We start from the raw sequence: 21,270 nt of genomic DNA, 5'->3' as shown, positions 1-21,270 counted from the left end.
CTTAAATCTGCGTTAAACAAAGACGAAACGAGTATCTGTTGCCAAATTGGTATTGCTGTTTAACCCGTTTTCCACAACACCAATCAATTCTGTACCACTGTTAGTGAAAATACCTACAGTTGATCTAATTGCAGACACGCCTAGTGAGTAATTGCTAGCACTTCCTTTGAGCTGAATCTGATCGTTTGCTCGGAAGCTGGCAATATTGGCATAGTCAAGATTGCCGGAACTGGCATAGAAAACTGAAGTAGCATCACCCAAGACGTAAGTATCTACACCCTGATTAATGATGAGCGGGTTGAGTACGTCAATTTCGTTTGTGCCACCCCCCCAACCAATTAGGCGGTCATTGCCAAATCCACCTGAGATTGTGTCATTACCAAGTCCACCTGAGATTGTGTCATTGCCAAGTCCACCATCGAGTGTGTCATTGCCAGCTTCACCTGAGATTGTGTCATTGCCAACTTCACCTGAGATTGTGTCATTGCCAAGTCCACCTAAGATTGTGTCATTGCCAAGTCCACCGAAGATGATGTCATTACCGCCCTTGGCATCAAGGTAGTCATCGCCTACTCCACCATCGATTGTCTCATTGCCATCAGTGCCGATGACGCGATCGCTCCCAGTTAGGGCATTGACTGTGTTCAAACCACTAAGTTGGTCGATAAAGATAATGTCGTTGCCAAATGTCGCCTTGTTATTAGCAACAGTCAGGTCAAAGCGATCGCTAACATTAGCGCCACTGCTATCAGTAGCGGTAACTGTGACTCCGAAAATGCCAACTTGGGAGATAGTGCCGGATATCACACCTGTACTAGCAACAATACTAGATCCGGTGGGTAAGCCTGTAGCGCTGTAGCTGAGGGTGTCGCCTTGATCTACGTCAGCAAATTTGTTACTGACATTGAAAGAAAAAGGTTTGTCAGTAGAGATGATTTGGTCGTCAATCGGTTGTACTACAGTGGGAGCATTGTTTCTAGAGAGATTAAACCGAGCTACACTAGGGTCATGGTCGCTATCCTGATCGGCAAACTCTGAGTTGATGTGAACTACATCATACCCATCCAGCTTACTGAGCAAACTATTACTCACTAAAATGTGGTCAAGTGTCTGGGCGTTGCCTTCAAAGTTGTAGGTGTAACGCTCATTTTGAGGCAGAGTTTCAATTAATGAATTCAGCCCAGCGCTTTCTAGAGTGGTGACAGGGTTAGAGAACTCAAAGTCATTCAAGTCACCTGCTACTACTACATTGGCATTGGGGTTGATCGCTAAAATACTATCAACAAAGTTTTTCACCAGGGTAGCTTGTTGCTGACGCTGGGTTTCGCTGGTGAGGGTTGGCGGTTGATTCACACCAAATAATGGTTGATCGCCACCTTTAGAATTAAAGTGGTTGCCAATTATATAAACAGTTTCACCCTTGAAAGTAAATTCCCCAACTAACGGCTTACGACTGCTAGTAAAGGCCGAGTTGGTGGGGTCAATCAAACCAGGACTATTAGAAACTGTAGGAACACCAGAGACGTTACTAACTGTGGTGCTGGAAGTGGAAGTACCACCAGGTCGATCTACAAAGTTGACACGATTGGGATTAAATAAGAAACCTACCCGGATATTTCCACCAGGTTCACCGCCATTAGTATCGTCTACTGGGTCAATTTGGCGATATTGATATGTAGGGCCACCAGCAACAGCGATCGCATTAATTAATGTTTGGAAGGTGGTGCTAGCATCAACTACGCTATCATTCGTCGCTCCGTTATTGTCTTGAATTTCTTCCAGACTAATGATATCTGGTGATTGCAGATTATTGACAATGCGGCTGGCAAGGTTATTAAACTTGATTGCACCATCGCTTGGGTCAAGGTTTTCGACGTTGAAGGTAGCAACTGTCAATTGGTCAGTGGTGGGAGTTAAATTTGTAACTTCTCTTTGCAGGGTACTGTCCTGTACTACTGTGGGAGCAGCCGATACTAAAACTTCATAGTTGCTAAAGTCGTAGTTAACGACACCAGTAATACTGCTAAGTTGCGTACCAACATTAACTTCAGGTAGTACTAAGGCATTGTTGAGATCGTCGATTTGAATCCGCTCAGGATTAAAATCTGAAGCACTAATTAGGCTACCACCACGAACCGTTCGACCAGTCGCATTTGCCCCATTGTCTGCTAATACCCAAATTTCTTGTGATGTACCAAAGCTTGCAGTGGGTGAAGTGGTAATCGGGTTATTGACCTGTACTCGCACTCCTTCTAAACTTTCGTAGAAGTCGATGCCATCCTGGGCAGGATCAAAAGTGGTCGTTCCAGTTTCGATATTACCAGTCGTGTCGTTATCGATTACTGTGGTTGGGATGGTTCTGCCGCCATTACCCAGAATTGTGGCAGTTGGCAAAGCATTGCCACTGGAGAGTGTGACAATTGTAGGGCTAGTAATTTGTGTTACCGTCAGGTTATTTGCATTATTACCGGGACGGAACTCCGCGACTGTTCCATTGACTAATATAGAATCGCCGACAGATACGGTTGGTGCTGATGAGGTGAAAACGAAAATACCTTCAGAAGTGCGATCGTCGCTATCTGGGTTGGGGTCTTGCAAGTAAAAACCATTACTAGCTGTAACCGTGACAATTCCCGCTACATTGCTGACGGTTTGACCTCTCAAGGGTGAGATATGCCCCGTTCCCTGAATGTCGCTAATGCGAACGGATGGAGTTACTTCAAACACCGCAACCGTCTTACTGACTTCGTTCGTGGTAACTAATAAAGGCTTGCCTGTGGGACTCTCAGCCGCCGAGACAAAGGTTAGCCCTTCGATCGCAATATCTTCGGGTGTGTTGATATATTGAACGAAGCTTGGCGCTTGCGGGTTTGTCACTTCGTAAACGATGACATCGCCAGTACGTTCTAAACCAATAAAAGCGTATGTGCGGTTATTGATGACTCCGATCACTACGCCTTCAGGTTCGGGCCCTTTGTTATCGCTGCGGCTGTCAAAGGTTGCAACTGTACCATCTGAGTTAAACAGAGTTGGTACTTTGGTTGCGGTGATTTGTTCAAATTGGTCGCCACTGTCGAATATCTGATTACCGCTTGCATCCCAAATAGAAAAGGAACGTCCCCCTAATGCTTCGATGCGATCAAAATCTCCGTCTTTGTCAGTGTCTCCTGTGGCGTTGGTTAGTTGCAACCGTCCCAGATTGGCATTATTTTTTAAGGTTGCTGCATTGGGGAAAACAGTTGGATCTAAAACATATCCGGTTGCGCCAACCCGGATTTCTTCGCTAAAACCAGTGTAATCACGGGAATCTCCTTCGTTGGCGGTGATGTAGTAAGCTTGTCCGTTGGCACTGAAGCTAGCGATCGCATCGGGTTGATATAACCCAAACACTGGCACATTCCGAATATTGATCCCACCATCCTGATCGCTGGCATCTAATCCATTGCCTGGGAGATTGTAATTTTTCGCACTCAGAGGTAAGATGCTGGTGATGGTGGCGCTGGTAATATCTAGGATGGCGATCGCATTATTTTCTTGCAACGTAATCTGTGCAGTTTGACCGTCTGGAGATACAGCAATATACTCTGGTTCTAAATCTTGTGCCACCGTCGAGCCTGGCCCAGTGATCCGCACGCCTGCGGCTTGGAGCGTGGCAATCTGACTATTGAAACTCGTAAATAAAGCTTGGGCAACGGTTGCACTCGCCACGCCACCAGAAATGTCAATAATGCTGACTGAACCTTCAGGATCTACCGAATTTGCTTGCCCGTAGCTGTTAGGTTCTCCCTCATTTGCTACTAATACCTTCGTGCCATCGGGCGTAAAGGTGAGCATATCAGGTAATGCACCCACTGCTACGGAGTTTAAGAATGTGCCACTGGCGGCATTGTAAAAACTCACCTGTCCTGTCTGTTGGGCGTTTGTGCTGGTGTTTTGAATGGCGTAGGCGACTGCGACAATGCCATTTTTCACCGCAACGCTGTTGGGAATAGCTTGTGTCCCTGCTCCCGGCGTAAATCCTGTTGTCAAAGAACCAGCCGAGGTGAGCGCCCCTGTATTGCTGACACTATAAACTTCAACTATGCTGCCAGCAACCACAAACAGGCGATCGCTTCCAGAATCAAAGGCGGATATTTCGGCTCCATTAGTACTGGTGAAGCCACCAACTTTCTGCAAAAAGCTGGAGTTATTGTTGGTAATTGTAATATTTTGCTCAGTGGTGCTGCCCAGGATAATGCCTGCCGAGGGTGTAGCAATTGTCAATGTTGCGGTTTCTGTTGCTTCGGCGATCGCATCATCGGCAACAATAAAGGTAACAGAACCAGTGGTTTGTCCGCTAGGAATGGTAATGATATTGTTGGTGAGGTAAAAATCTCCGGTGGTGATGCCTGTTCCCGAAACCCCTAAATTAACGGTCTGATTGCCAGATACAGCACTGGAGGCAGTAGCAGTAACGGTGATAGCTGTTGTGTTTGCTTCCAAGCCAGCAGTAGCACTCAGAGATAAGTTGACAGTTGGAAACGCAGCAACTTCGTTATCAGCGATCGTGATGTTTTGAGAAACGGTAGTGCCAAGGCTAATATTAGCAGAAGGGTTACTGATGGTTAAAGTAGCGGTTTCTGTACCCTCAACTAAAACATCATCCACAACTGTGAAGGTGACAGAACCTGCGGTTTGTCCGTCAAGAATTGTGATGATATTGTTGCTCAGGTTGTAATCTTCGGCGGTGATGCCTGTTCCGGTTACACCTAAGTTAACTGTTTGATTACCGGAAACAGCACTAGAAGCATTAGCGGTGACTGTAATTTGGGTTGTACCTAGGCTGTTGACTTTGGCTATTTTTCGGTAATTTCCCGAAAAATTATTTGTGCTGGTTTTTGCTTGTGTGAAAGCGCCTGTAACAGCCATCTTTACGCCAAAATAAAAAACACAGTTTTTGCATGAAGTCTTGTGGGCTAAAGGGTACAGAGTCAACAGCCTAGGTTGTACCTGCTTCAGTTCCTGAATTCGTGTTGACGGATAAGTTGACTGTGGGATTTCCATTAGCGATCGCAAATGCTGTCGAGCTAAAAGGTACATCAGGAGCAGTACCATCAATACCTTGATCGCCAGTCCCGTCTTGTGTCTGCCAGTTAGCAGGATTGTTAATCAGTGGGAGATATGAAGCGAAGTCTGCTTGTCCACTGCGAGAACCATTGTATGCAGCAATATCTACATCATCATCAACAGTTAAGAAGTCAATGGCATTAGTGCCTGCTGTTAATCCTGTGTTAGTTAAAACACCATTTGCAGTACTGAACCCACCACTAGCGATCGCTGTGATAAAGGTGGGAGAGGTTGCATTTCCTTGATAAGCATAGATAGTTTCGTCACCACCAGCAATACCCCTGTTTGTACCCCGTCCAGTAACGCCAGTTGTGGCGGTTCCTGTGCTTGCTGTGATCGTTCCACTTCCAATGTTGTCGATGCGGACAATTGTACCTGCGGTTACTAAAGAAGTAGCTGTCCAACTAAATGCACTCTCGTTTGTGTCAACCCAGGCAGTGCCATTCCACTCGTTATCCTCGAAAATAATTACTTCATTAGGGTTTATGTCAACGAGCGCCACAAAAGCGATATTGTCATTTCCATCCGCATTAAAACCTACAAATGCGATATTTCCGGCTGAAAGCGCCATAAATTCTCCTTAGAAGTTGTTTGTACGGTTATTTATCCTGACAACATCATTGATAGAGGTATTACAGGTTTGGTTTGAAAGTCTGAAAAAATCAACCAAATAATAGAACGGGAATATATATAAGTGCTGATCGCCCTTGGCAATTATCCAAACTTGTCTGCACTTTGTAACAGTCCAAAAGCGATCGCTATGCCCACCACAACCCTGATCATTAGTGGGGCGATCGCAGGATGCAAAAACTTAATTCATCCAAAAATTGGCTATATAGTAAAAAAATTACATATTTTAGTAGTATTCATCCGTATTCAGCAACCTCAAATTATCTCGGTGACATTAAGAAACCGCTAGCAAAAGGTTAAAATAACAAATATTTGCTATGGCATCTCGCCTGCCTATTAAAAAAGGCGGACAAGATGCCCGCCCCACAATAAGTAGTTAGATATTTTTATTTGAAAGTAATTTTGTATTAAAAACCACTCTTGCCTAGCGGAACTTACCAGGATTTAAGCGAACAGAGTTAGGTTGAGACTGACGACGAATTGCTACTCCATTGCGAAGATTTCTAGCGGTACCACCATCTTTGCGATCAAGGAAAGGTTTGAGATTAATCCCACTTCTTGATGAACTAACCCGATTATTGCCACCGCCTAGAAGTGTGCGTCCTAAATTATATAATTCGTTGGCTCCACTACTGCGATCGCCATAAGTATTAACAGCTATAGTCTGCTGTCCACTATCAGCTGTAGTCAAGTTCTGAAAAATACTATTGCGGATAACAACAGGATCTTTCCCACGCGGTACTGTCAGCACAATTCTACAGGTTGGGTTAGCTTCTGTTGTGACGCAGACAATATTTTCGTTATTTTCGACAGATGTCTGGAGTTCTTGTAAGCCATCTGGGCGATACTGTTCTAAACGACTGGCAATTGCTGTACAACGCCTTTGTGCATCCCAACCACCGCCCAAAGTCGCAGGCGCAGCCCAAGCAAAGTATTGCCCTGGTTGACTTTGTGGCTGATACATAACGGTATACTGACCATTGTAAGTCTGACAGGTAAACCGAGTTGTACCGTCAGCTGAGGGTGAAGTTGGTATACCTGTTGATGTGTCTATTGGTATTGATGTGTCTGTTGGTACTGATGACCCACCTGATGGTACTGTTGGTACGACAACGCCATCGCCAGTAGAATCATATTGCGCCATTGCTACGGAATTGCCCAGACACAAAGATAAGCCAAGACTGCCCAAAGAAATCAATCGAAGCAGTTGTGATGGCATAAATCATCCTCCAGTAGAAATATGTAGGGAACTGATAAGCTGTTACACATTTAATTTGTACACTCACCTGATGACTGATGACTGATGACTGATGACTGATGACTGATGACTGATGACTGATGACTGATGACTGATGACTGATGACTGATGACGGTAAACACAATGTTTTAGCTAGTTTAGCAGTCAACCATCAACCATCAACCATCAACCGTCAACCGTCAACCGTCAACCGTCAACCGTCAACCGTCAACCATCAACCGTCAACCGTCAACAGTTAACGACCCTAAGAAGTGTTCATATACTTTAGACGCGCATCAGCTTAGTTTAAGTGACGAATAATTATCTGTTTTGATTCATCAAAAACGCTATTTTTTTTCCTCTCTTGCTTTCTTCTCTTCGAGTAGCTTTTTTACCCGTGCTTTAATTTCTAGATGCCGCCCCACTCCTTCATAAGCGTAACGGTTGTAGCTATTACGGGTAATGAGGTTTTCTAAATAACTAACTCGCTCATTGCCGCCTGGGTGCGAAGATAACCAACTAGGAGGAGCATTTTTTTGCTGTTTTTCTAGCGTCACCATTAAGTTACGCAAGCCATCAGCAGCGTAGCCAGTGGCAACAATTAGGCGTGTGCCGAGATTATCTGCCTGACGTTCCATGTCGCGGCCGTAACTAAGTGCAAAGAGTTGACCGATAGTTCCACCCAGAGGTATATATTGGGTAACGTTAGAGATCAAGTTGCCTTGGCTGACTAATTGAAAACCGTGGGATAAAAGTACATGGGATAATTCATGACCGATTAACCCAGCTAATTCTGCTTCGGAATTAGTTTTAGCGATCGCACCTGCATTAATAAAAATTTTACCCCCAGGTAATGCAAAGGCGTTAAGGCTTTCTTCGGGAATCACAAAGAATTCGTATTTAAACTCGTCCCGTCCTCCTACCTTCGCCAATTTCTGTCCAATTTCATTGACGTATGCCAAAATATCTTCGTCTATAATTACACCCAGTTGTTTTTTTGCCTGCTTTGCCACCGACTCACCTATGGCTTGTTCACCTTGTAGCAGCATGATGGTAGAATCAAGGGCAGAAAACGGCCCAAGCAGACTACCAGTAACGGCGTAACCTAAAGCACCTGTAATAATATTACCGATAACATTGCCTCTAATTTCTCCTTGTGTATAAGATTTATAACGGTTCAGATTTTCCTCTGCTAGTTTTGTAAACTCAGGCGCTTGGGGATTTTTCGGGTTGAGAATAGCAAATTGACGTGCCGCTAAAGACGCTTCCATCCATTTTTTTTCACTAGCTAGGGCTGTAACTCTACCTTTAATTAATTCTGGTTGATCTGGATACAGCGAAGAAGCCCGTTCTAATATATCTAACGCTTCTTTAGTGCGATCGTATTGTTTCAATACTTCAGCATATCGGATATGGCCAGGGATAAATTCAGGATATTGCTCAAGTGACATACTCCCACACCTCAGCAAGCTGTAGGTGTGGGCTTCTCAGCGACTCCCGGTATCCCGTAGGACATTAACTGAGCTTTCTTTTAAGTCCACGAGATGCCCCTCCGCAGACTTTGAACAAGTACCAAAAAGTATGTTCTTGCCTTAACCGCTAGAATTTTACCCATTCACGGAGACGATACAAAAATATCTATTCTTGAATGGAACCCCATATTCTAGATTGTCTAGGTTCAGCGTACAGCTAGCATTTTCGGCTTTGTCTGTACTTACCTACAATACCATATTTCTCTCAGGGAATATAATGAATATGGGTCATGGTTCGACATAGCAATTAACTGTTTCGGCTACGCCAAAATATATTAATTACTATATCTCCCCACTCCCGCGCATTCATCCCACACTCCTAAAAGTGAGTGTGGGGCTTCTGCTGATCTAGCTAACAGTTGCAAAGGTACTAAAGTTTTTGTTTGCAACTTTTGTGCTATCCCCGCCTCTGATTCTCGCCAGTAGACTTTACCTCCTGGGGATAGTTGCGTGGGGTCGAGTATGGCAGCTTTACGCTGTTGATTATCTGATGTTTTACCAAAAGGCTGCTTAACTTCGCGGTAAATTTTTTCCGCCTCTGGGATTTGTCCCGCCAGATAAAGTCTATCCGCTTCTATAAATTTTAGCTGACGGCTGAGTTCTTCAGGAGTGAGTGGGGGTTCTGCTGGCGACTCTGGCTTTTTCGGTTCGGAAACTTCAGGGGTGGGTTTTGGTGCTTCTGGCGTTGATGAACGTTGCAGCACTTCCCGTAACTTTTGGATTTTAGTTGTTTCTGAACTGGGCTTTGTCGTTTCAATAGTGGTAGAGGCAGCAGGTTCTTGTGCCAAAAGGGGTAAAGTTGCTTGCGTCAGGATTATCAAAATTGATGTAGCAGCTGAAAGTAATACCCACTTCGAGGCTGGCAGTAAAGGCTTCCAGATTCGTTTCATGCTTGGGCCCACGTATGCAAAAGGCTCTTTTTTAAATTTTATGAGCAATTAGCAAAATACGCATATAGCGATGTGTTTTTTGTGAGACACCATGCCCAAGCGCGAACTGTTCGGTGGACGTAGGGATTGCCCGGATTCAAAGGTGTACCGTTGCTATTAAGAATCAAGGAGGCTCCCAGGTATGTAGGGCCGCCAATATGGGCATATTCACCTAAATCCCGAATCGTGACTATGTAACGGTTTTTGGGGTCGTATTTAACAAGTGGTAGGGGTTTAAGTCAAGAGCTTCTATCAAGCAGCGCGTTTTGTGACGGGGATTTAGACCCCGACACAAAACGTAATTGCGTTAGCGCAGCGTTAGCGACGTAGGAGCGTCATTGCGAATTGCGAATTGCGAATTGCGAATTGCGAATTGTTTTAATGGTCTTCCCTGAACTACCTCCATTCTGAATAGTCAACCATTCCTGAAAATTGATTAGAAAGTCATTACCAGGAAGAGCAGTACGAATCAATGGCGAAATAGACTGAGTTCCCCAAGGAATAGTTAGCAATAAAAATTGTGAGATGTAAGGGCCATCTAGTACCCCCGGCGGAGTCACATATCTTGTACTTGAACCTGAACCAACGTAGTTGACACTACCACGAAATAGAGTTTGAGGAGTGACACGGCCATTTTGTTTTGGCCCTCGAAACACTGAAAGCCTGTTGAGGTAGGTTTTGATGAAGCATCAAAGCCAACCCACAGCATTAAAAAACAAAAAACCCCGGCGAAACTAGCCGAGGTAAGAGAGAGAGGTACGAATGACGATGAGATACAGCGATACCGAAATCGAAAAATCTTAGCTAACGCTAAAACCAACTAAAACTAAAGTTGTAACAATTAAAGTTGCAAAAAGAGCCTGTAAAACATATTTACGTTGTTCCCAAATTGCTGGGTATTCAGCGTAGTAAACTTTGGGTTCAGATGCGTAGTTATTGAGAACGCCGTCTTCATTAGTGGTGGTGTACATAGTTTTTTTTCTTTTTTGTTTGCTTATGTAACTAAATTTAACAATATTGTTACGAAACGTCAAGAGGACTTGACAAAAAAAGGCTGATGGTTATTATCAAATTTACTTATCAGGTATAGGGAATTTAGGCGAAGCTGCTCCAGTCGCCGAAAGTGCCATATATTACGCAATTTTTTAAATGGCAAAATCTAAAATGGTATAAAAGAGTAGAGACACGTTAGTGTAACGATTTCGTGTCTCTACTAGTAATCGTATTTAGCGCTCCATCTGTTGCAATCATTATCTAATTATTCATCACCGCATCCAATAGCACATTGGCATCAAAGCGGACTACATCTGTGCAAGGTAGTCCGGTTTCTGCTATTGTTTGAGCGATCGCATCCTCTGCCGCAGACTGATCTAAATGGGCTGTGTTAAGAGCTATCCCCACTACAGGGACGCTTCCAAAAGCACCACCGGCACTAGCAACAGTTTCATAAAGCCGAATCACTTCTAGTAAAGGTGGAATTGGTACATGGGGATTATTACGGTTATGAGTTTGTCCCGCACGATGTACTAACAGCAGTTGGGTTGGTTGCGAACCACGGATTAGGGGTAAGGTTGCTGTTGAACCAGGGTGTAGCAGTGAACCTTGTCCTTCAATGTGCAGGATGTCGTAGTTATTGCCATAGCGCATAACTATTTGTTCTACAGCACCGGCGGCAAAGTCTACCCGCACGGCATCTAAAGGCACACCATCCCCTTCTAACATCACCCCAGTTTGACCGGTGGCGAGGAATTTAGAACGCCAGCCTCGTTGTTTTGCTGCCCAATGTAACTCTAGACTAGTTGACATTTTACCGATCGCCATATCGGTTCCTACTGTCAAAACCCGCCGACAGGAAAGGGTGCGGGCCATTCCACTAGCAACACTTATATTAGGCGGTTCTTTGCGTACATCCCAAATTACTTGCCCTGGTTTGAGTAGTGCATTTAACTCTGGTATGTTTGCCATTGGTGTATGTAAACCATTTACCAGCGACATTCCAGCTTTTAGAGCGTTTTTGATTTCTAACCAGTAATCATCTGGTACAGCACCACCTCCTGGGGCAATGCCTATTACTAAGACTTCTGGCTTGTACTCTAGGGCTGCGGCTACCGATGCTACTATTGGGACATCACGCTTGATATTGGTTAATTCTGGTAGGGATTTGCCAGCACACTTGCGATCGATTACGGCTACGATTGGGGCTTCACTGTAACGTAAAATTGCTAGCCCTGTTTTGCCGTGATGCCCAGTAATTCCGTCATGCAGCAAGATAGCTACTCGTTGATTAGGTGATAGACGCACTCTGTTGTACCGTTCATAATTTACTAACGTTTGTTAACAAACTGAAATTTTCTTGCTTCATTCTGGAAGTGTCGGTACTATCCAGTCCACAAGCTGACACGGTGTGACTCACCGCGTTTTTGAGATTAATCGCGGCATTCAAATCTCTGTCAAGACTGAACCCGCAATGATCCTGTCTTAAATGCTAGTAACATATATATATTGTACAGCATATTGACAGACGATGAAAGACGAGAGAAAGGTGACAATAAGAATTCCGCAGCAAGAGTTGGATTTATTAGATGCATACTGTGAACAAGTCTCAAGGACTAAATCAGATGTATTGCGTGACTTTATTCGTAGTTTGTCAAAGAAAGTGACTAAAAGTGAGTGATTGTTAGCTTATTGAGTGTTGTTGGCTAACCCCCAAGCCTGGTAAATCGTTTGGCAAAACTCTCCCTTCTTTTAGCAATGCACCCGTAAAGGGATCATCGATTAAATTGAGGTGACTGTCTAAATCTAGATAATCAGCTAGTGGCGCTAGCTGTAATGCTGCTGTATTAGCTAGCGCACTGTCAGAATAGCAACCAAACATTACTTGCAATCGATATGCTCGCGCTGTATGTACCATTCGCATTGCTTCGGTTAGTCCCCCTGATTTCATCAGTTTGATATTAATACCATCCACGTAGTTTGCCAAATGGGGAATATCGGAGCTTGTGAAGCAACTTTCATCGACAAAGATGGGCAGGGGAGAGTGTTGTTTGAGTTTTGCTAAACTTTCTTCCTGCCCCCGTGGCAATGGCTGTTCTACATATTTTATACCTAAATTAGCTAGCCAATTGCACATTGCGATCGCATCCTCCAAACTCCAACCCCCGTTGGCATCAACAAAAAATTCTAGTAATGGTGCTTCTTGTTGCACAGCTAAGAGCATTTTTTTATCTGCATCTATGCCATCTGGACTACCTAGCTTCACCTTGAGAAGGCGGACATCAGTAAATTGTAACCAGTCTCGCGCCCTAGCTCTGGCTCCTTCAGGTGAATTAATCCCAATTGTGACAGAAGTCGGTACTATTTGGTTGCGATCGAGTCCCCAAATTTGCCACAAGGGTAATCCTACGCGCTTACCTAACCAGTCGTGCATTGCTATATCTAACGCCGCTCTTGCAGCAGAAGGAACCTGGTTTTGTGTTAAAACTTGCTCAATTTCCTGTCGTTGTAAGGGGCTGAATGCTTCCAACAGTGGTACAACTTGCTGTAGGGCGTCTTTGATTGCATCAGTTGATTGCCGATGATTACCCACGCCAAATGGTGATGCTTCTCCCCAGCCTTCGATGCGATCGTGTGAAATTCTCACCCATACATTAGTTGTCTGTGCCGTTGTCCCTCGACTAATAGTCAACGGAAACCTTTTGTTTACTGTAAATAAATTTATATTTATTTGCATACTGGTTATACATATTATGTTATGCAAAAGCCAGTGTAAGTTCAAAGTTTAGATTATCAGATGGATCTGTTATACTTTTTTACATTCATTGCTTGATGACTAAAGGTTTTATACATTATTTTTATTTATGAATAACTTAAAAAAATGGAAGATTTTAAAATCAAAAATGGTTTTAGATCATCCTTGGTGTCAGGTGAGGCAAGATGAAATAGAATTACCCAATGGTAAAATTATAGATGATTATTTTGTCAGTATTAAGCCTGACGTTGCGATGATTTTACCTATTACTAATAATAGAGAAATTATTTTTGTCCGGCAATACAGACATGCAGTAGGTGAATTTTTCTTAGAACTGCCAGCAGGGGATTTTGATCCTACAAAAGAGAGTGCAGAATTAGCAGCAATTAGAGAACTCAGAGAAGAAACTGGTTATATTTCCCAAGAATTTATAAAAATCGGAACTCTATACGATAAGCCGAGTAAAGATACCAATCAAATACATTTATTTTTAGCAGAAAATGTGAGCAAAGTTGGAGAGCAACAACTAGATATTACAGAAGAGATTGAAGTTGTATTAATTCCTGTAGAATCAGTTTTAGATAAAATTGCCCAAGGTGAAATTTCTGTGGCGGGAACTATTGCGGCTATTTTCTTAGGTTTAAATTTTATGAATTATTAATAATCGTTTTATCTGTCTTCTGTTTTGTAAAAAAATACTTGAGACGAATTGTATCGGAAAGCTTTGACAGCAGATTTTTTGGGCGTTTTGACATAAAATATTATTAATAAAGTTTCCATATAATGTCCTCGTAAAGATGAGTACAGAATTTTTCTGTATATCACTGTTACTATTTGAAGGACAGAGGGCAAGTGGCTAAATTCAAATTGGCGGTTTGTAACGTGGATGTTCTAATTGAGTCAACAAGAAGCTTTGAAAAGGATCTTGGCAGGCTGAGTGAAGATGAGAAAGCCGCAGCGATTCAAAAAATTAATGATTGCGCCAGCCTCTTCCCAACTCAAAAAGCTGACGTTTATCGTAAGTTGCGTCGTCTTCCCCTACCGTCAGATATTAATGGCTATGAATCTTCGCTTTACACGCTAAGGGTTTCGCAGAAACTAAGGGTAATTTTGACAGTTGACGAAGATCCAATTTTTGGGCAAGTTATTTTTACTCTTTTTCGAGTTGTCAAACACGATGAACTCGATAAAGCGTATAAAGGTGTGGCAGAGTCTTTGTATCAAGGATTACTCAACCACAATCAAGAAACTGCCCGGATCTTGTAAGTTGGTTTATGACACAAACCCTTACTCTCTGTGATGAATACGGCATTATTTATCAAGCCATGAAAATTTTGCCAGATGACGAGCTAAAGATTGCTTTTCTTGAAGCCTTAGCAGAACTTGAAGATAACGAGTGTCACAGAACAAGAAAATTTCCAAAAACGAGGCTGCACAAAATAAAAGGTGTGAAGCAGGCAATTTATCGTGCTGATATCGATAAAGTCTCAGGTTGGCGCATCCATGTTCAATACATTAATGGGCAAATTCATCTCAAGGATATTATCGAAGGGCAAAGACACGATGATGTCATTGAGGTGATTAAATCTAAAAAGGCACGCTACGAGTAATTCTCAGTCATGGAGGTATGGAGGATGTCTTAGAGGTTGTTTGAAAAGTCCTTTTATCGGTAGCAAAACGTTCTAGATCGCCCTAAATCCCCAACCTTGTACAAACCTCTTTTCTTTGCGTCCTTTGCGGTTCGTTATTTGCAGCAGTTATAGTTTGGATCGCCTAGAATGATTACCCCTAGAGTTTTTGCAGATTTTCATAATGCTGATGCTGAAGGGCGTTTGCGTTTGAACTGTATTGGTACAATCGAAGACTTGGCAAATCAAAGTATTAAGCTACAAGATGGGCAGTTACTCACGATATCTAGTGAGGATTTGGAAGTTGATGGAGTGGTGCAGTTCTCCGAAGAGGAGAAGTTGTGGCTTGCTGCCATTGATTGGGATCGAATCAGACAAATTGAGGATTTTGTTGTGCAGGCACAAGTTTGAATATCCACACCACCTAATTTTTTAGTTTTTTATCTTGCCCATTGCTGCAAGATATAAGCATAAAAAGCTTCTTTATCTACCTTATCCATTGCAGAAATTTTTCTTCCACCAGAAATTACTTTAGTACGCCCTTGACTAATACCAGTGGTGATAATTTCTGTTTCCCATTCGCGCAATTGATAAAATTCTGGATGTCCCAAATAAGCTGTTGCTAAGACATCCCAAAAATAATAATCTTGAGGGATAACTAGTGCATAACATTGTCCGGCTAAATCAGAGATGGGATAGTGGCGTTGTCGTCCCATTTTGTATACTAACTCCGATGTAACTGGGACATTGTTAGTTAAATCCAAAGGACACATAATAATTTCAATTTGGGTTTGCCATACCCGCGCTGCTGAAACCGCATCCCAATAAACATTCCATTCTGCGGAACCATCTTGTCCCGCTTCCAAACTTTTTTCTACATTACCACTAACATTTAATGCACCTCCCATCCACACAATTTTGTGAATCTTGGCTTCAATATCCGGTGCTTTGTCTAACGCCACTGCAACCGTTGTCAAAGGCCCAGTTACCATCAACGTTACGGGGTCTGATGCCTCCTGCAACACCTTGATCATGAAATCTTGACCTGTTTCAGCAACCAAAGGCGTAGTGATGGTTTCCCTTTGATTGAGAATGGGGAGATGGTCAACGATAAATGAATCACGGCGATAGAGAGTAGGAAATGGATTGATACCACGCACAGTGCTTTCTGCTACCGGGATATGAGAAAATCCCATCAAATCTATAATTTTACGTGTGGCGCTAACAGCCGGTTGAACGTAACAATCTGCTGGAGTGACAACGACACCAAGGAGTTCAATATGATCCATCGTCAACAGCAGCATAGTTGCTAAATAATCATCTACACCGCCATCGTGATCCATTAATACCAGTTGTTTTGTCATAAAAGGAGAATTAATATGGATGAGTTTATGGAAGCTGCTATTCAAGAAGCTAAACAAGGCAGACAAGAAGGGGGAATTCCCATTGGTTCGGTTCTCGTCAAGGATGGCAACATTATTGGCAGAGGACACAATAAACGTGTGCAAGACGCAGATCCTGTTACTCACGCGGAAATTGATTGTCTCCGTAATGCTGGGAGAGTTGGCAGTTACAGAGGTACTATACTCTATTCAACTTTAATGCCGTGTTACCTGTGCGCTGGGGCAGTGGTACAATTTGGGATTAAAAAAGTCATCGTCGGAGAATCCAGAACTTTTCCTGGTGCTAAAGAATTTATGGTATCTCACGGTGTGGAAGTAATTGATCTAAATCTTGATGATTGCGAACAAATGATGAGTGAGTTTATTGAAACTAACCCCGAACTTTGGAATGAAGATATCGGTAATTAGAGACGCGATTAATCGTACAAGAGAGACGCGATTAATCGTACAAGAGAGACGCGATTAATCGTACAAGAGAGACGCGATTAATCGCGTCTGTACAATGACTTCTCATAGGAGAATTATGGTAAGAGCGATCGCTATCTAAAAAGTCACCAGCCTTTTAACTTAGCAAAAGTGTGCTGTTATTATCAATCAGCGTAGGAGTTCCACTAGTAGCGATACTGGGGTTTTGCTGCGCCAATGCACCATAGGACTGAATGTAACGCCGCACTTCTAGCGGAAAGTGGGGGTAATCTAATACTGCATCTCCATCGGCAATAGTTGCCCAGAACTCGCGCAAACTAGGAGCTAATTCTTTTGCCTGTGATAATGGTAAATTTAATGGAGAGTGAGTTAGTAGCTTGATGAGGAAGGGGAAAGAGCGATCGCCCATCCATTGCCGCGATGATTGTTGCAAGTCGGGGAACTCAGGCACTGACTCTACCCGATGAGATATAATTTGCAACGATTCTTTACCTTGGTCATCCCGATGAAACTCTAGCACCCGATAAGGGTGAGGATAGCTCACTAAAGAGCCAGTGGTAATATCATATACTCCATCTGAATAAGCAATATCCTGAACGTGCAAATGCCCCGTAAATACTAGTTTGACTCCGTAGCGTCTTAGCAACTGCAATAGTTCTGCTGAATTCGCCAACATGTATCGATTTGCCAGTGGATGGTTCGATTGATTGGGCAAATGCTCCACTACATTATGATGCACCATCACCAGAACTAATTCATCAACAGATGCCGCCAGCACCTCTTCTAACCACCGTAGCTGTTTGGCATCCAAACACCCCACCTGTTCACCTTGGTCATTAAAGGAGTTAGAATTTAGTCCAATCAGCTTAACTCCAGGCAATAACTGACGAATGTAGTAAATCTGCTGGGGATCTTCGTAGCCAAACTTAGTGTAATAGTAGGGAAAGTCCGCAAAAGAAATTGATTGCTGATCAGCTAACAGCACAGGAACGTCATGATTGCCAGGAACAACATACACGGGAAAAGGTAGCTGGGCTAAACATTGTTGCAACCAGGCGTGGTTCTCTGGTTCGCCGTGCTGGGTTAAATCTCCTGGCAATAACAAGAAATCTAAATCGAGTTGTGTTAAATGTTCTAGTACACTTTGAAACGCCGAGATACTGACTTCTACTAGGTGGAATCGGTTGGGATGATCCCAGATTGTATGGGGAAGTGCCAGGTGTAAGTCACTGACTACCGCAAAGCGAAAATTGAGAGTCATTGATTTATGAAAATGTTAAAAGCAGAGGTTAAAACAAGCCTTTTCCCAAAAGTATAACGCTTGCTTTGTTTCGCTGCTCAGGAGTGCATTTACTTAATATTTGTATACATTAAGCATAGATTAAACGCTATGCTGACAATTAATTTCAAGGCTGAATATAACCATTAATCTGAAAAATTATCGGAAATTAGCATAAACTAACAATTAATGGATAACAATTCAATAGTGTTATAGCAATCCTAAATGAGCCGTGAAAAATATAGATTAGGAAACGAACCGCCAACGCGTAGCGTCTCATAAGAGTTAGACGCAAAGATAAGAAATAAAAAAAAAGATATATATAATAATTTTCACAAACGATTTAGGACTTCTATAGCGGCACGAAATGCGATCGCTTTGTTTGTTTCTCTGCTACTCCCCTTTTCGGTAAAATAACTTAGCAGATCAGCAAGGAACAGGTTCAGGATCATGGCTCAAGCTAGTATTGGAATTATTGGTGGTAGTGGTCTGTATAAAATGGACGCACTCAAAGATATAGAAGAGGTGCATGTCCAAACCCCTTTTGGTTCACCATCAGATGCTTTGATTCTGGGGACTTTGGATGGTACACGGGTAGCTTTTTTGGCGCGTCATGGTCGTAATCACACGCTGTTACCCTCTGAGTTGCCGTTTCGCGCTAATATCTATGCGATGAAGCAATTGGGTGTAAAGTATTTAATTTCAGCTAGTGCTGTGGGTTCCTTGAAGGAAGAGGCGAAACCACTGGATATGGTGGTACCAGATCAGTTTATTGACAGAACGAAAAATCGGATTTCAACGTTTTTTGGTGAGGGAATTGTTGCTCACATTGCTTTTGGCGATCCGATTTGTAAGAATTTAGCTGGTGTGTTGGCAGATGCGATCGCATCTCTCAATTTACCAGAAGTTACTCTCCATCGCGGCGGTACTTATGTGTGCATGGAAGGCCCAGCTTTTTCCACTAAGGCAGAATCGAATCTTTACCGCAGTTGGGGTGCAACAATTATTGGGATGACGAATTTACCAGAGGCGAAGTTGGCAAGGGAAGCGGAAATTGCATACTCAACTTTAGCGCTGGTGACAGATTATGATTGTTGGCATCCAGATCATGACAGTGTGACGGTGGAATTGGTGATTGGCAATTTGCTGCGGAATGCTGTGAATGCTCAAAAGGTGATTCAAGAAACTGTGCGGCGGTTGAGTGAAAATCCACCAACCAGTGAGGCGCATTCGGCGTTGCAGTATGCGATTTTGACTCAGTTGGATAAAGCACCAGCAGCGACGAAGGAAAAGTTAGGGTTATTGTTGCAGAAGTATTTGTAGATAATTTGAAGAAAATTAAGCAGCCTTACCACCCTTGATTTTCCAGGCATTCTGACTCGTAATTTCTGTACAGACGCGATTAATCGCGTCTCCTGAATTCTTACAAAATAACTAATGGCAAATGACACTGGTTTGTTACCGTTTGCCACCCTCAGTCAAACTGAGGATAAAACGCGAACATTACAACAGGTTGCTGAAGCTATTGAGCAAATAAATGATACCCGAACACAAAGTAATATTGCTGCGTCAACGGCAATCTTATCTGGGTTAGTATTAAACAAGGAACTGATTAAAAGGTTATTACGGAGTGATGCTATGCGCGAGTCTGTAATTTATCAGGATATTCAGCAGGAAAAAGCTTTATCAATTATTATCCGACAACTTCGCCGTAAGGTCGGAACTGTTCCACCTGCACAGCTATTGAAAATTCAAGCTTTAGACTCAACACAATTGGATAATTTAGCTAAATCAAAAATTCATCCCACATCTGACCGAAGGCAGTGTGGGATGAATTTTTGGATGATGACGAATTGACCAACAACTAATTCAATCCGTAGGATTGAATTAGTTGTTGGTCGATGAGGAATCATCAGTCTTGGAGCTTGGCAACCTATCGATCCAATCCTCAATTATTTGTGTCACTGTTTTATCCTTATTTGCTGCATACTGCCTCAGCTTGTTTAATCTACGTGTTGACATTCTGACACTTAATCTAGAATTTTTCATAATGGGTACACAATGTTTACCCTTTTAGGATAAAGTATATCTGGTGCTGAGAATCAAGAAATGAGGATTGCATACCAGTACAAGCTACGTCCAACAAAAGTGCAAGCCGCAGAGATAGATAGATGGTTATCTATGTTGTGCGCTCAGTATAACTATTTGTTGGCAGATAGATTTAATTGGTACGAACAAAACCGTAGTCCTGTCAATGCTTGTCCACTAGTTTGTCATCTCCCAGAATTAAGAGATAATCCAGACTACTACTCTCAAAAGAAAACATTGCCTGAACTGAAGAAAAGTCATCCCCATTACGGTGATATTTATTCACAAGTTTTGCAAGATGTTGTTAAGCGAGTTAAGGTAACTTTTGACAGATTTCTGAAAGGTGATAGCAACGGTCAGAAAAGTGGCAAACCAAGGTTTAAATCTAGAAGTAGATACAAAACCTTCACTTATCCTCAGATGAAAGAAGACTGCTTGCAGGATAACTTGATTAATCTCCCAAAGTTGGGGTTAATAAAAGTTGTTTTGCATCGTCAACTACCTACTGGTTTCAAAATTAAAACTGCTGCTGTCACCAAAAAAGCAGATGGATACTACATCACTTTAAGCCTAGAAGACCCTACAGTTCCTACTGTTAAGCCCGACATTAATCCCGAATCGATTACTGGCATTGACTTGGGATTAAAAGAGTTCTTAACAACTTCTGAAGGTGAAGTTGTTGCTATTCCAAAACATTATAGAAAAGCACAAAAACGCAACATAGTGGTTCAGAAGCGAGTATCTAGACGTAAAAAGGGCAGTAAAGGGAGACAAAAAGCAGTTAAGCAACTAGGTAGGCAACATAAAAAAGTTGCTGACAAACGTCGGGATTTTCACTTCAAAACTGCTAATGATTTACTCAAAAAATATGATGTCATAGTCCATGAGGATTTAAACATCAAAGGACTTTCAAAGTCCAAACTAGCAAAGTCAGTTCATGATGCTGGGTGGTCAAGCTTTTTATCAATTCTTGCAAATAAAGCCGAAAATGCTGGTTTGCTTGTGATAGCTGTTAACCCAAAAAACACATCTCAAGATTGTTCTAATTGTGGGGCTAAAGTTCCTAAAAAGCTGCATGAGAGATGGCATAGTTGTCCTCATTGTTCATGCAACTTGGATAGGGATCATAATGCTGCGATTAATATAAAGAAAAGGGCGGTAGGGCATTCCGTTCTTAAAGCCAAGAGTCTCCTAAGCAATAGCCGGATTGTCTTGGAAGCCTACACTTACTGCGAAGCAGAAGTGTAGGAGATGTCACCAGAGG

18 protein-coding genes and 3 pseudogenes are annotated in these 21,270 nt (G+C 42.7%); 10 read left to right on the top strand and 11 right to left on the bottom strand.

Features of this window, described 5'->3' with window-relative positions; translation table 11 throughout:
* Positions 1 to 12: 12 nt before the first annotated feature.
* Positions 13 to 4,908: a choice-of-anchor I family protein gene (locus tag D1367_RS32125; RefSeq protein WP_181985111.1), complete on the bottom strand. Its 4,896-nt coding sequence runs from the start codon at positions 4,906 to 4,908 to the stop codon at positions 13 to 15.
* Between the two features lie 70 nt (positions 4,909 to 4,978).
* Positions 4,979 to 5,677, bottom strand: coding sequence for a PEP-CTERM sorting domain-containing protein (locus D1367_RS08695; RefSeq protein WP_118165734.1), 699 nt, complete (start codon positions 5,675 to 5,677; stop codon positions 4,979 to 4,981).
* 123 nt (positions 5,678 to 5,800) lie between these two features.
* On the opposite strand from D1367_RS08695, the gene D1367_RS08690 reads away from it, so the two are divergent.
* Positions 5,801 to 6,025 carry a hypothetical protein gene (locus tag D1367_RS08690; protein ID WP_118165732.1) on the top strand — a complete coding sequence of 75 codons (225 nt, stop codon included), beginning with the start codon at positions 5,801 to 5,803 and terminating at the stop codon, positions 6,023 to 6,025.
* 135 nt (positions 6,026 to 6,160) lie between these two features.
* On the opposite strand, the gene D1367_RS08685 is transcribed toward D1367_RS08690, so the two are convergent.
* Positions 6,161 to 6,955 carry a COP23 domain-containing protein gene (locus tag D1367_RS08685; protein ID WP_118165730.1) on the bottom strand — a complete coding sequence of 265 codons (795 nt, stop codon included), beginning with the start codon at positions 6,953 to 6,955 and terminating at the stop codon, positions 6,161 to 6,163.
* A 140-nt stretch (positions 6,956 to 7,095) separates the two neighbouring features.
* Between D1367_RS08685 and D1367_RS30630 the strand changes: the two genes are divergently transcribed.
* Positions 7,096 to 7,233: a hypothetical protein gene (locus tag D1367_RS30630; RefSeq protein ID WP_181985110.1), complete on the top strand. Its 138-nt coding sequence runs from the start codon at positions 7,096 to 7,098 to the stop codon at positions 7,231 to 7,233.
* An 87-nt stretch (positions 7,234 to 7,320) separates the two neighbouring features.
* Here the strand turns inward: D1367_RS30630 and D1367_RS08680 are convergent.
* The 6 genes and pseudogenes from D1367_RS08680 to D1367_RS08645 all read right to left on the bottom strand — a co-directional run.
* Positions 7,321 to 8,418: pseudogene (locus D1367_RS08680) on the bottom strand (M48 family metallopeptidase); the annotation flags it as partial.
* A 440-nt stretch (positions 8,419 to 8,858) separates the two neighbouring features.
* Positions 8,859 to 9,395 (bottom strand): annotated as a pseudogene (locus tag D1367_RS08675) (peptidase M48 Ste24p); the annotation flags it as partial.
* Positions 9,396 to 9,769: 374 nt separating this feature from the next.
* Positions 9,770 to 10,090 (bottom strand): hypothetical protein, encoded by a 321-nt coding sequence (locus tag D1367_RS08670; RefSeq protein WP_323808634.1) that lies wholly within the window; start codon positions 10,088 to 10,090, stop codon positions 9,770 to 9,772.
* A 144-nt stretch (positions 10,091 to 10,234) separates the two neighbouring features.
* Positions 10,235 to 10,405, bottom strand: a complete 171-nt coding sequence (psb34, locus tag D1367_RS08665; RefSeq protein ID WP_118165726.1) for a photosystem II assembly protein Psb34 — start codon at positions 10,403 to 10,405, stop codon at positions 10,235 to 10,237.
* A 283-nt stretch (positions 10,406 to 10,688) separates the two neighbouring features.
* On the bottom strand, positions 10,689 to 11,735 hold the full coding sequence (locus tag D1367_RS08660; RefSeq protein ID WP_118165723.1) for an N-acetyltransferase DgcN family protein: 1,047 nt from the start codon (positions 11,733 to 11,735) through the stop codon (positions 10,689 to 10,691).
* Between the two features lie 376 nt (positions 11,736 to 12,111).
* The gene (locus tag D1367_RS08645; RefSeq protein ID WP_118165719.1) at positions 12,112 to 13,164 is read right to left on the bottom strand and encodes a dipeptide epimerase; all 1,053 of its coding nucleotides are present in this window, start codon (positions 13,162 to 13,164) and stop codon (positions 12,112 to 12,114) included.
* 127 nt (positions 13,165 to 13,291) lie between these two features.
* Between D1367_RS08645 and D1367_RS08640 the strand changes: the two genes are divergently transcribed.
* The 4 genes from D1367_RS08640 (at position 13,292) to D1367_RS08625 (ending at position 15,221) form a co-directional block, all read left to right on the top strand.
* Positions 13,292 to 13,843: an NUDIX hydrolase gene (locus D1367_RS08640; RefSeq protein ID WP_118165717.1), complete on the top strand. Its 552-nt coding sequence runs from the start codon at positions 13,292 to 13,294 to the stop codon at positions 13,841 to 13,843.
* Positions 13,844 to 14,034: 191 nt separating this feature from the next.
* Positions 14,035 to 14,448, top strand: coding sequence for a hypothetical protein (locus D1367_RS08635; RefSeq protein ID WP_220451022.1), 414 nt, complete (start codon positions 14,035 to 14,037; stop codon positions 14,446 to 14,448).
* An 8-nt stretch (positions 14,449 to 14,456) separates the two neighbouring features.
* Positions 14,457 to 14,792 (top strand): hypothetical protein, encoded by a 336-nt coding sequence (locus D1367_RS08630; protein WP_118165715.1) that lies wholly within the window; start codon positions 14,457 to 14,459, stop codon positions 14,790 to 14,792.
* Positions 14,793 to 14,960: 168 nt separating this feature from the next.
* Positions 14,961 to 15,221, top strand: a complete 261-nt coding sequence (locus tag D1367_RS08625; protein WP_118165713.1) for a hypothetical protein — start codon at positions 14,961 to 14,963, stop codon at positions 15,219 to 15,221.
* A gap of 29 nt (positions 15,222 to 15,250) precedes the next feature.
* On the opposite strand, the gene D1367_RS08620 is transcribed toward D1367_RS08625, so the two are convergent.
* The gene (locus D1367_RS08620; RefSeq protein WP_118165711.1) at positions 15,251 to 16,174 is read right to left on the bottom strand and encodes a nucleoside hydrolase; all 924 of its coding nucleotides are present in this window, start codon (positions 16,172 to 16,174) and stop codon (positions 15,251 to 15,253) included.
* 15 nt (positions 16,175 to 16,189) lie between these two features.
* Between D1367_RS08620 and D1367_RS08615 the strand changes: the two genes are divergently transcribed.
* Positions 16,190 to 16,621: a nucleoside deaminase gene (locus D1367_RS08615; protein WP_118165709.1), complete on the top strand. Its 432-nt coding sequence runs from the start codon at positions 16,190 to 16,192 to the stop codon at positions 16,619 to 16,621.
* A 154-nt stretch (positions 16,622 to 16,775) separates the two neighbouring features.
* Here D1367_RS08615 and D1367_RS08610 read toward each other — a convergent pair whose 3' ends face one another.
* Entirely contained in the window at positions 16,776 to 17,900 is a 1,125-nt protein-coding gene (locus D1367_RS08610; RefSeq protein ID WP_118165707.1) for a metallophosphoesterase family protein, read from the bottom strand.
* A 468-nt stretch (positions 17,901 to 18,368) separates the two neighbouring features.
* Here D1367_RS08610 and D1367_RS08605 point away from each other — a divergent pair, with 468 nt between their 5' ends.
* From D1367_RS08605 to D1367_RS08595, 3 genes and pseudogenes are all read left to right on the top strand, one after another.
* Complete coding sequence (locus tag D1367_RS08605; RefSeq protein ID WP_118165705.1) at positions 18,369 to 19,241, top strand: S-methyl-5'-thioadenosine phosphorylase; 873 nt, start codon at positions 18,369 to 18,371, stop codon at positions 19,239 to 19,241.
* Between the two features lie 120 nt (positions 19,242 to 19,361).
* Positions 19,362 to 19,775 (top strand): annotated as a pseudogene (locus D1367_RS08600) (DUF4351 domain-containing protein); the annotation flags it as partial.
* 252 nt (positions 19,776 to 20,027) lie between these two features.
* Positions 20,028 to 21,254 (top strand): RNA-guided endonuclease InsQ/TnpB family protein, encoded by a 1,227-nt coding sequence (locus D1367_RS08595; RefSeq protein ID WP_118165703.1) that lies wholly within the window; start codon positions 20,028 to 20,030, stop codon positions 21,252 to 21,254.
* The last annotated feature ends 16 nt before the right edge of the window (positions 21,255 to 21,270 follow it).

This window comes from Nostoc sphaeroides (genome assembly GCF_003443655.1).
GTDB classification, from domain to species: Bacteria; Cyanobacteriota; Cyanobacteriia; order Cyanobacteriales; family Nostocaceae; genus Nostoc; species Nostoc sphaeroides.
Note: the sequence above shows the minus strand (reverse complement) of the source record. Positions and strands in the feature narration are given on the sequence as shown.

What these genes read in the sequence shown, in the direction of transcription:
- D1367_RS08615 (WP_118165709.1), top strand. Translation starts at nt 16,190, where the DNA reads ATGGATGAGTTTATGGAAGCTGCTATTCAAGAAGCTAAACAAGGCAGA.
- D1367_RS08605 (WP_118165705.1), top strand. Translation starts at nt 18,369, where the DNA reads ATGGCTCAAGCTAGTATTGGAATTATTGGTGGTAGTGGTCTGTATAAA.
- D1367_RS08595 (WP_118165703.1), top strand. Translation starts at nt 20,028, where the DNA reads ATGAGGATTGCATACCAGTACAAGCTACGTCCAACAAAAGTGCAAGCC.
- D1367_RS32125 (WP_181985111.1), bottom strand. Translation starts at nt 4,908, where the DNA reads ATGGCTGTTACAGGCGCTTTCACACAAGCAAAAACCAGCACAAATAAT.
- D1367_RS08630 (WP_118165715.1), top strand. Translation starts at nt 14,457, where the DNA reads ATGACACAAACCCTTACTCTCTGTGATGAATACGGCATTATTTATCAA.
- D1367_RS08645 (WP_118165719.1), bottom strand. Translation starts at nt 13,164, where the DNA reads ATGCAAATAAATATAAATTTATTTACAGTAAACAAAAGGTTTCCGTTG.
- D1367_RS08620 (WP_118165711.1), bottom strand. Translation starts at nt 16,174, where the DNA reads ATGACAAAACAACTGGTATTAATGGATCACGATGGCGGTGTAGATGAT.
- D1367_RS08625 (WP_118165713.1), top strand. Translation starts at nt 14,961, where the DNA reads ATGATTACCCCTAGAGTTTTTGCAGATTTTCATAATGCTGATGCTGAA.
- D1367_RS08610 (WP_118165707.1), bottom strand. Translation starts at nt 17,900, where the DNA reads ATGACTCTCAATTTTCGCTTTGCGGTAGTCAGTGACTTACACCTGGCA.
- D1367_RS08695 (WP_118165734.1), bottom strand. Translation starts at nt 5,677, where the DNA reads ATGGCGCTTTCAGCCGGAAATATCGCATTTGTAGGTTTTAATGCGGAT.
- psb34 (WP_118165726.1), bottom strand. Translation starts at nt 10,405, where the DNA reads ATGTACACCACCACTAATGAAGACGGCGTTCTCAATAACTACGCATCT.
- D1367_RS30630 (WP_181985110.1), top strand. Translation starts at nt 7,096, where the DNA reads ATGACTGATGACGGTAAACACAATGTTTTAGCTAGTTTAGCAGTCAAC.
- D1367_RS08685 (WP_118165730.1), bottom strand. Translation starts at nt 6,955, where the DNA reads ATGCCATCACAACTGCTTCGATTGATTTCTTTGGGCAGTCTTGGCTTA.
- D1367_RS08640 (WP_118165717.1), top strand. Translation starts at nt 13,292, where the DNA reads ATGAATAACTTAAAAAAATGGAAGATTTTAAAATCAAAAATGGTTTTA.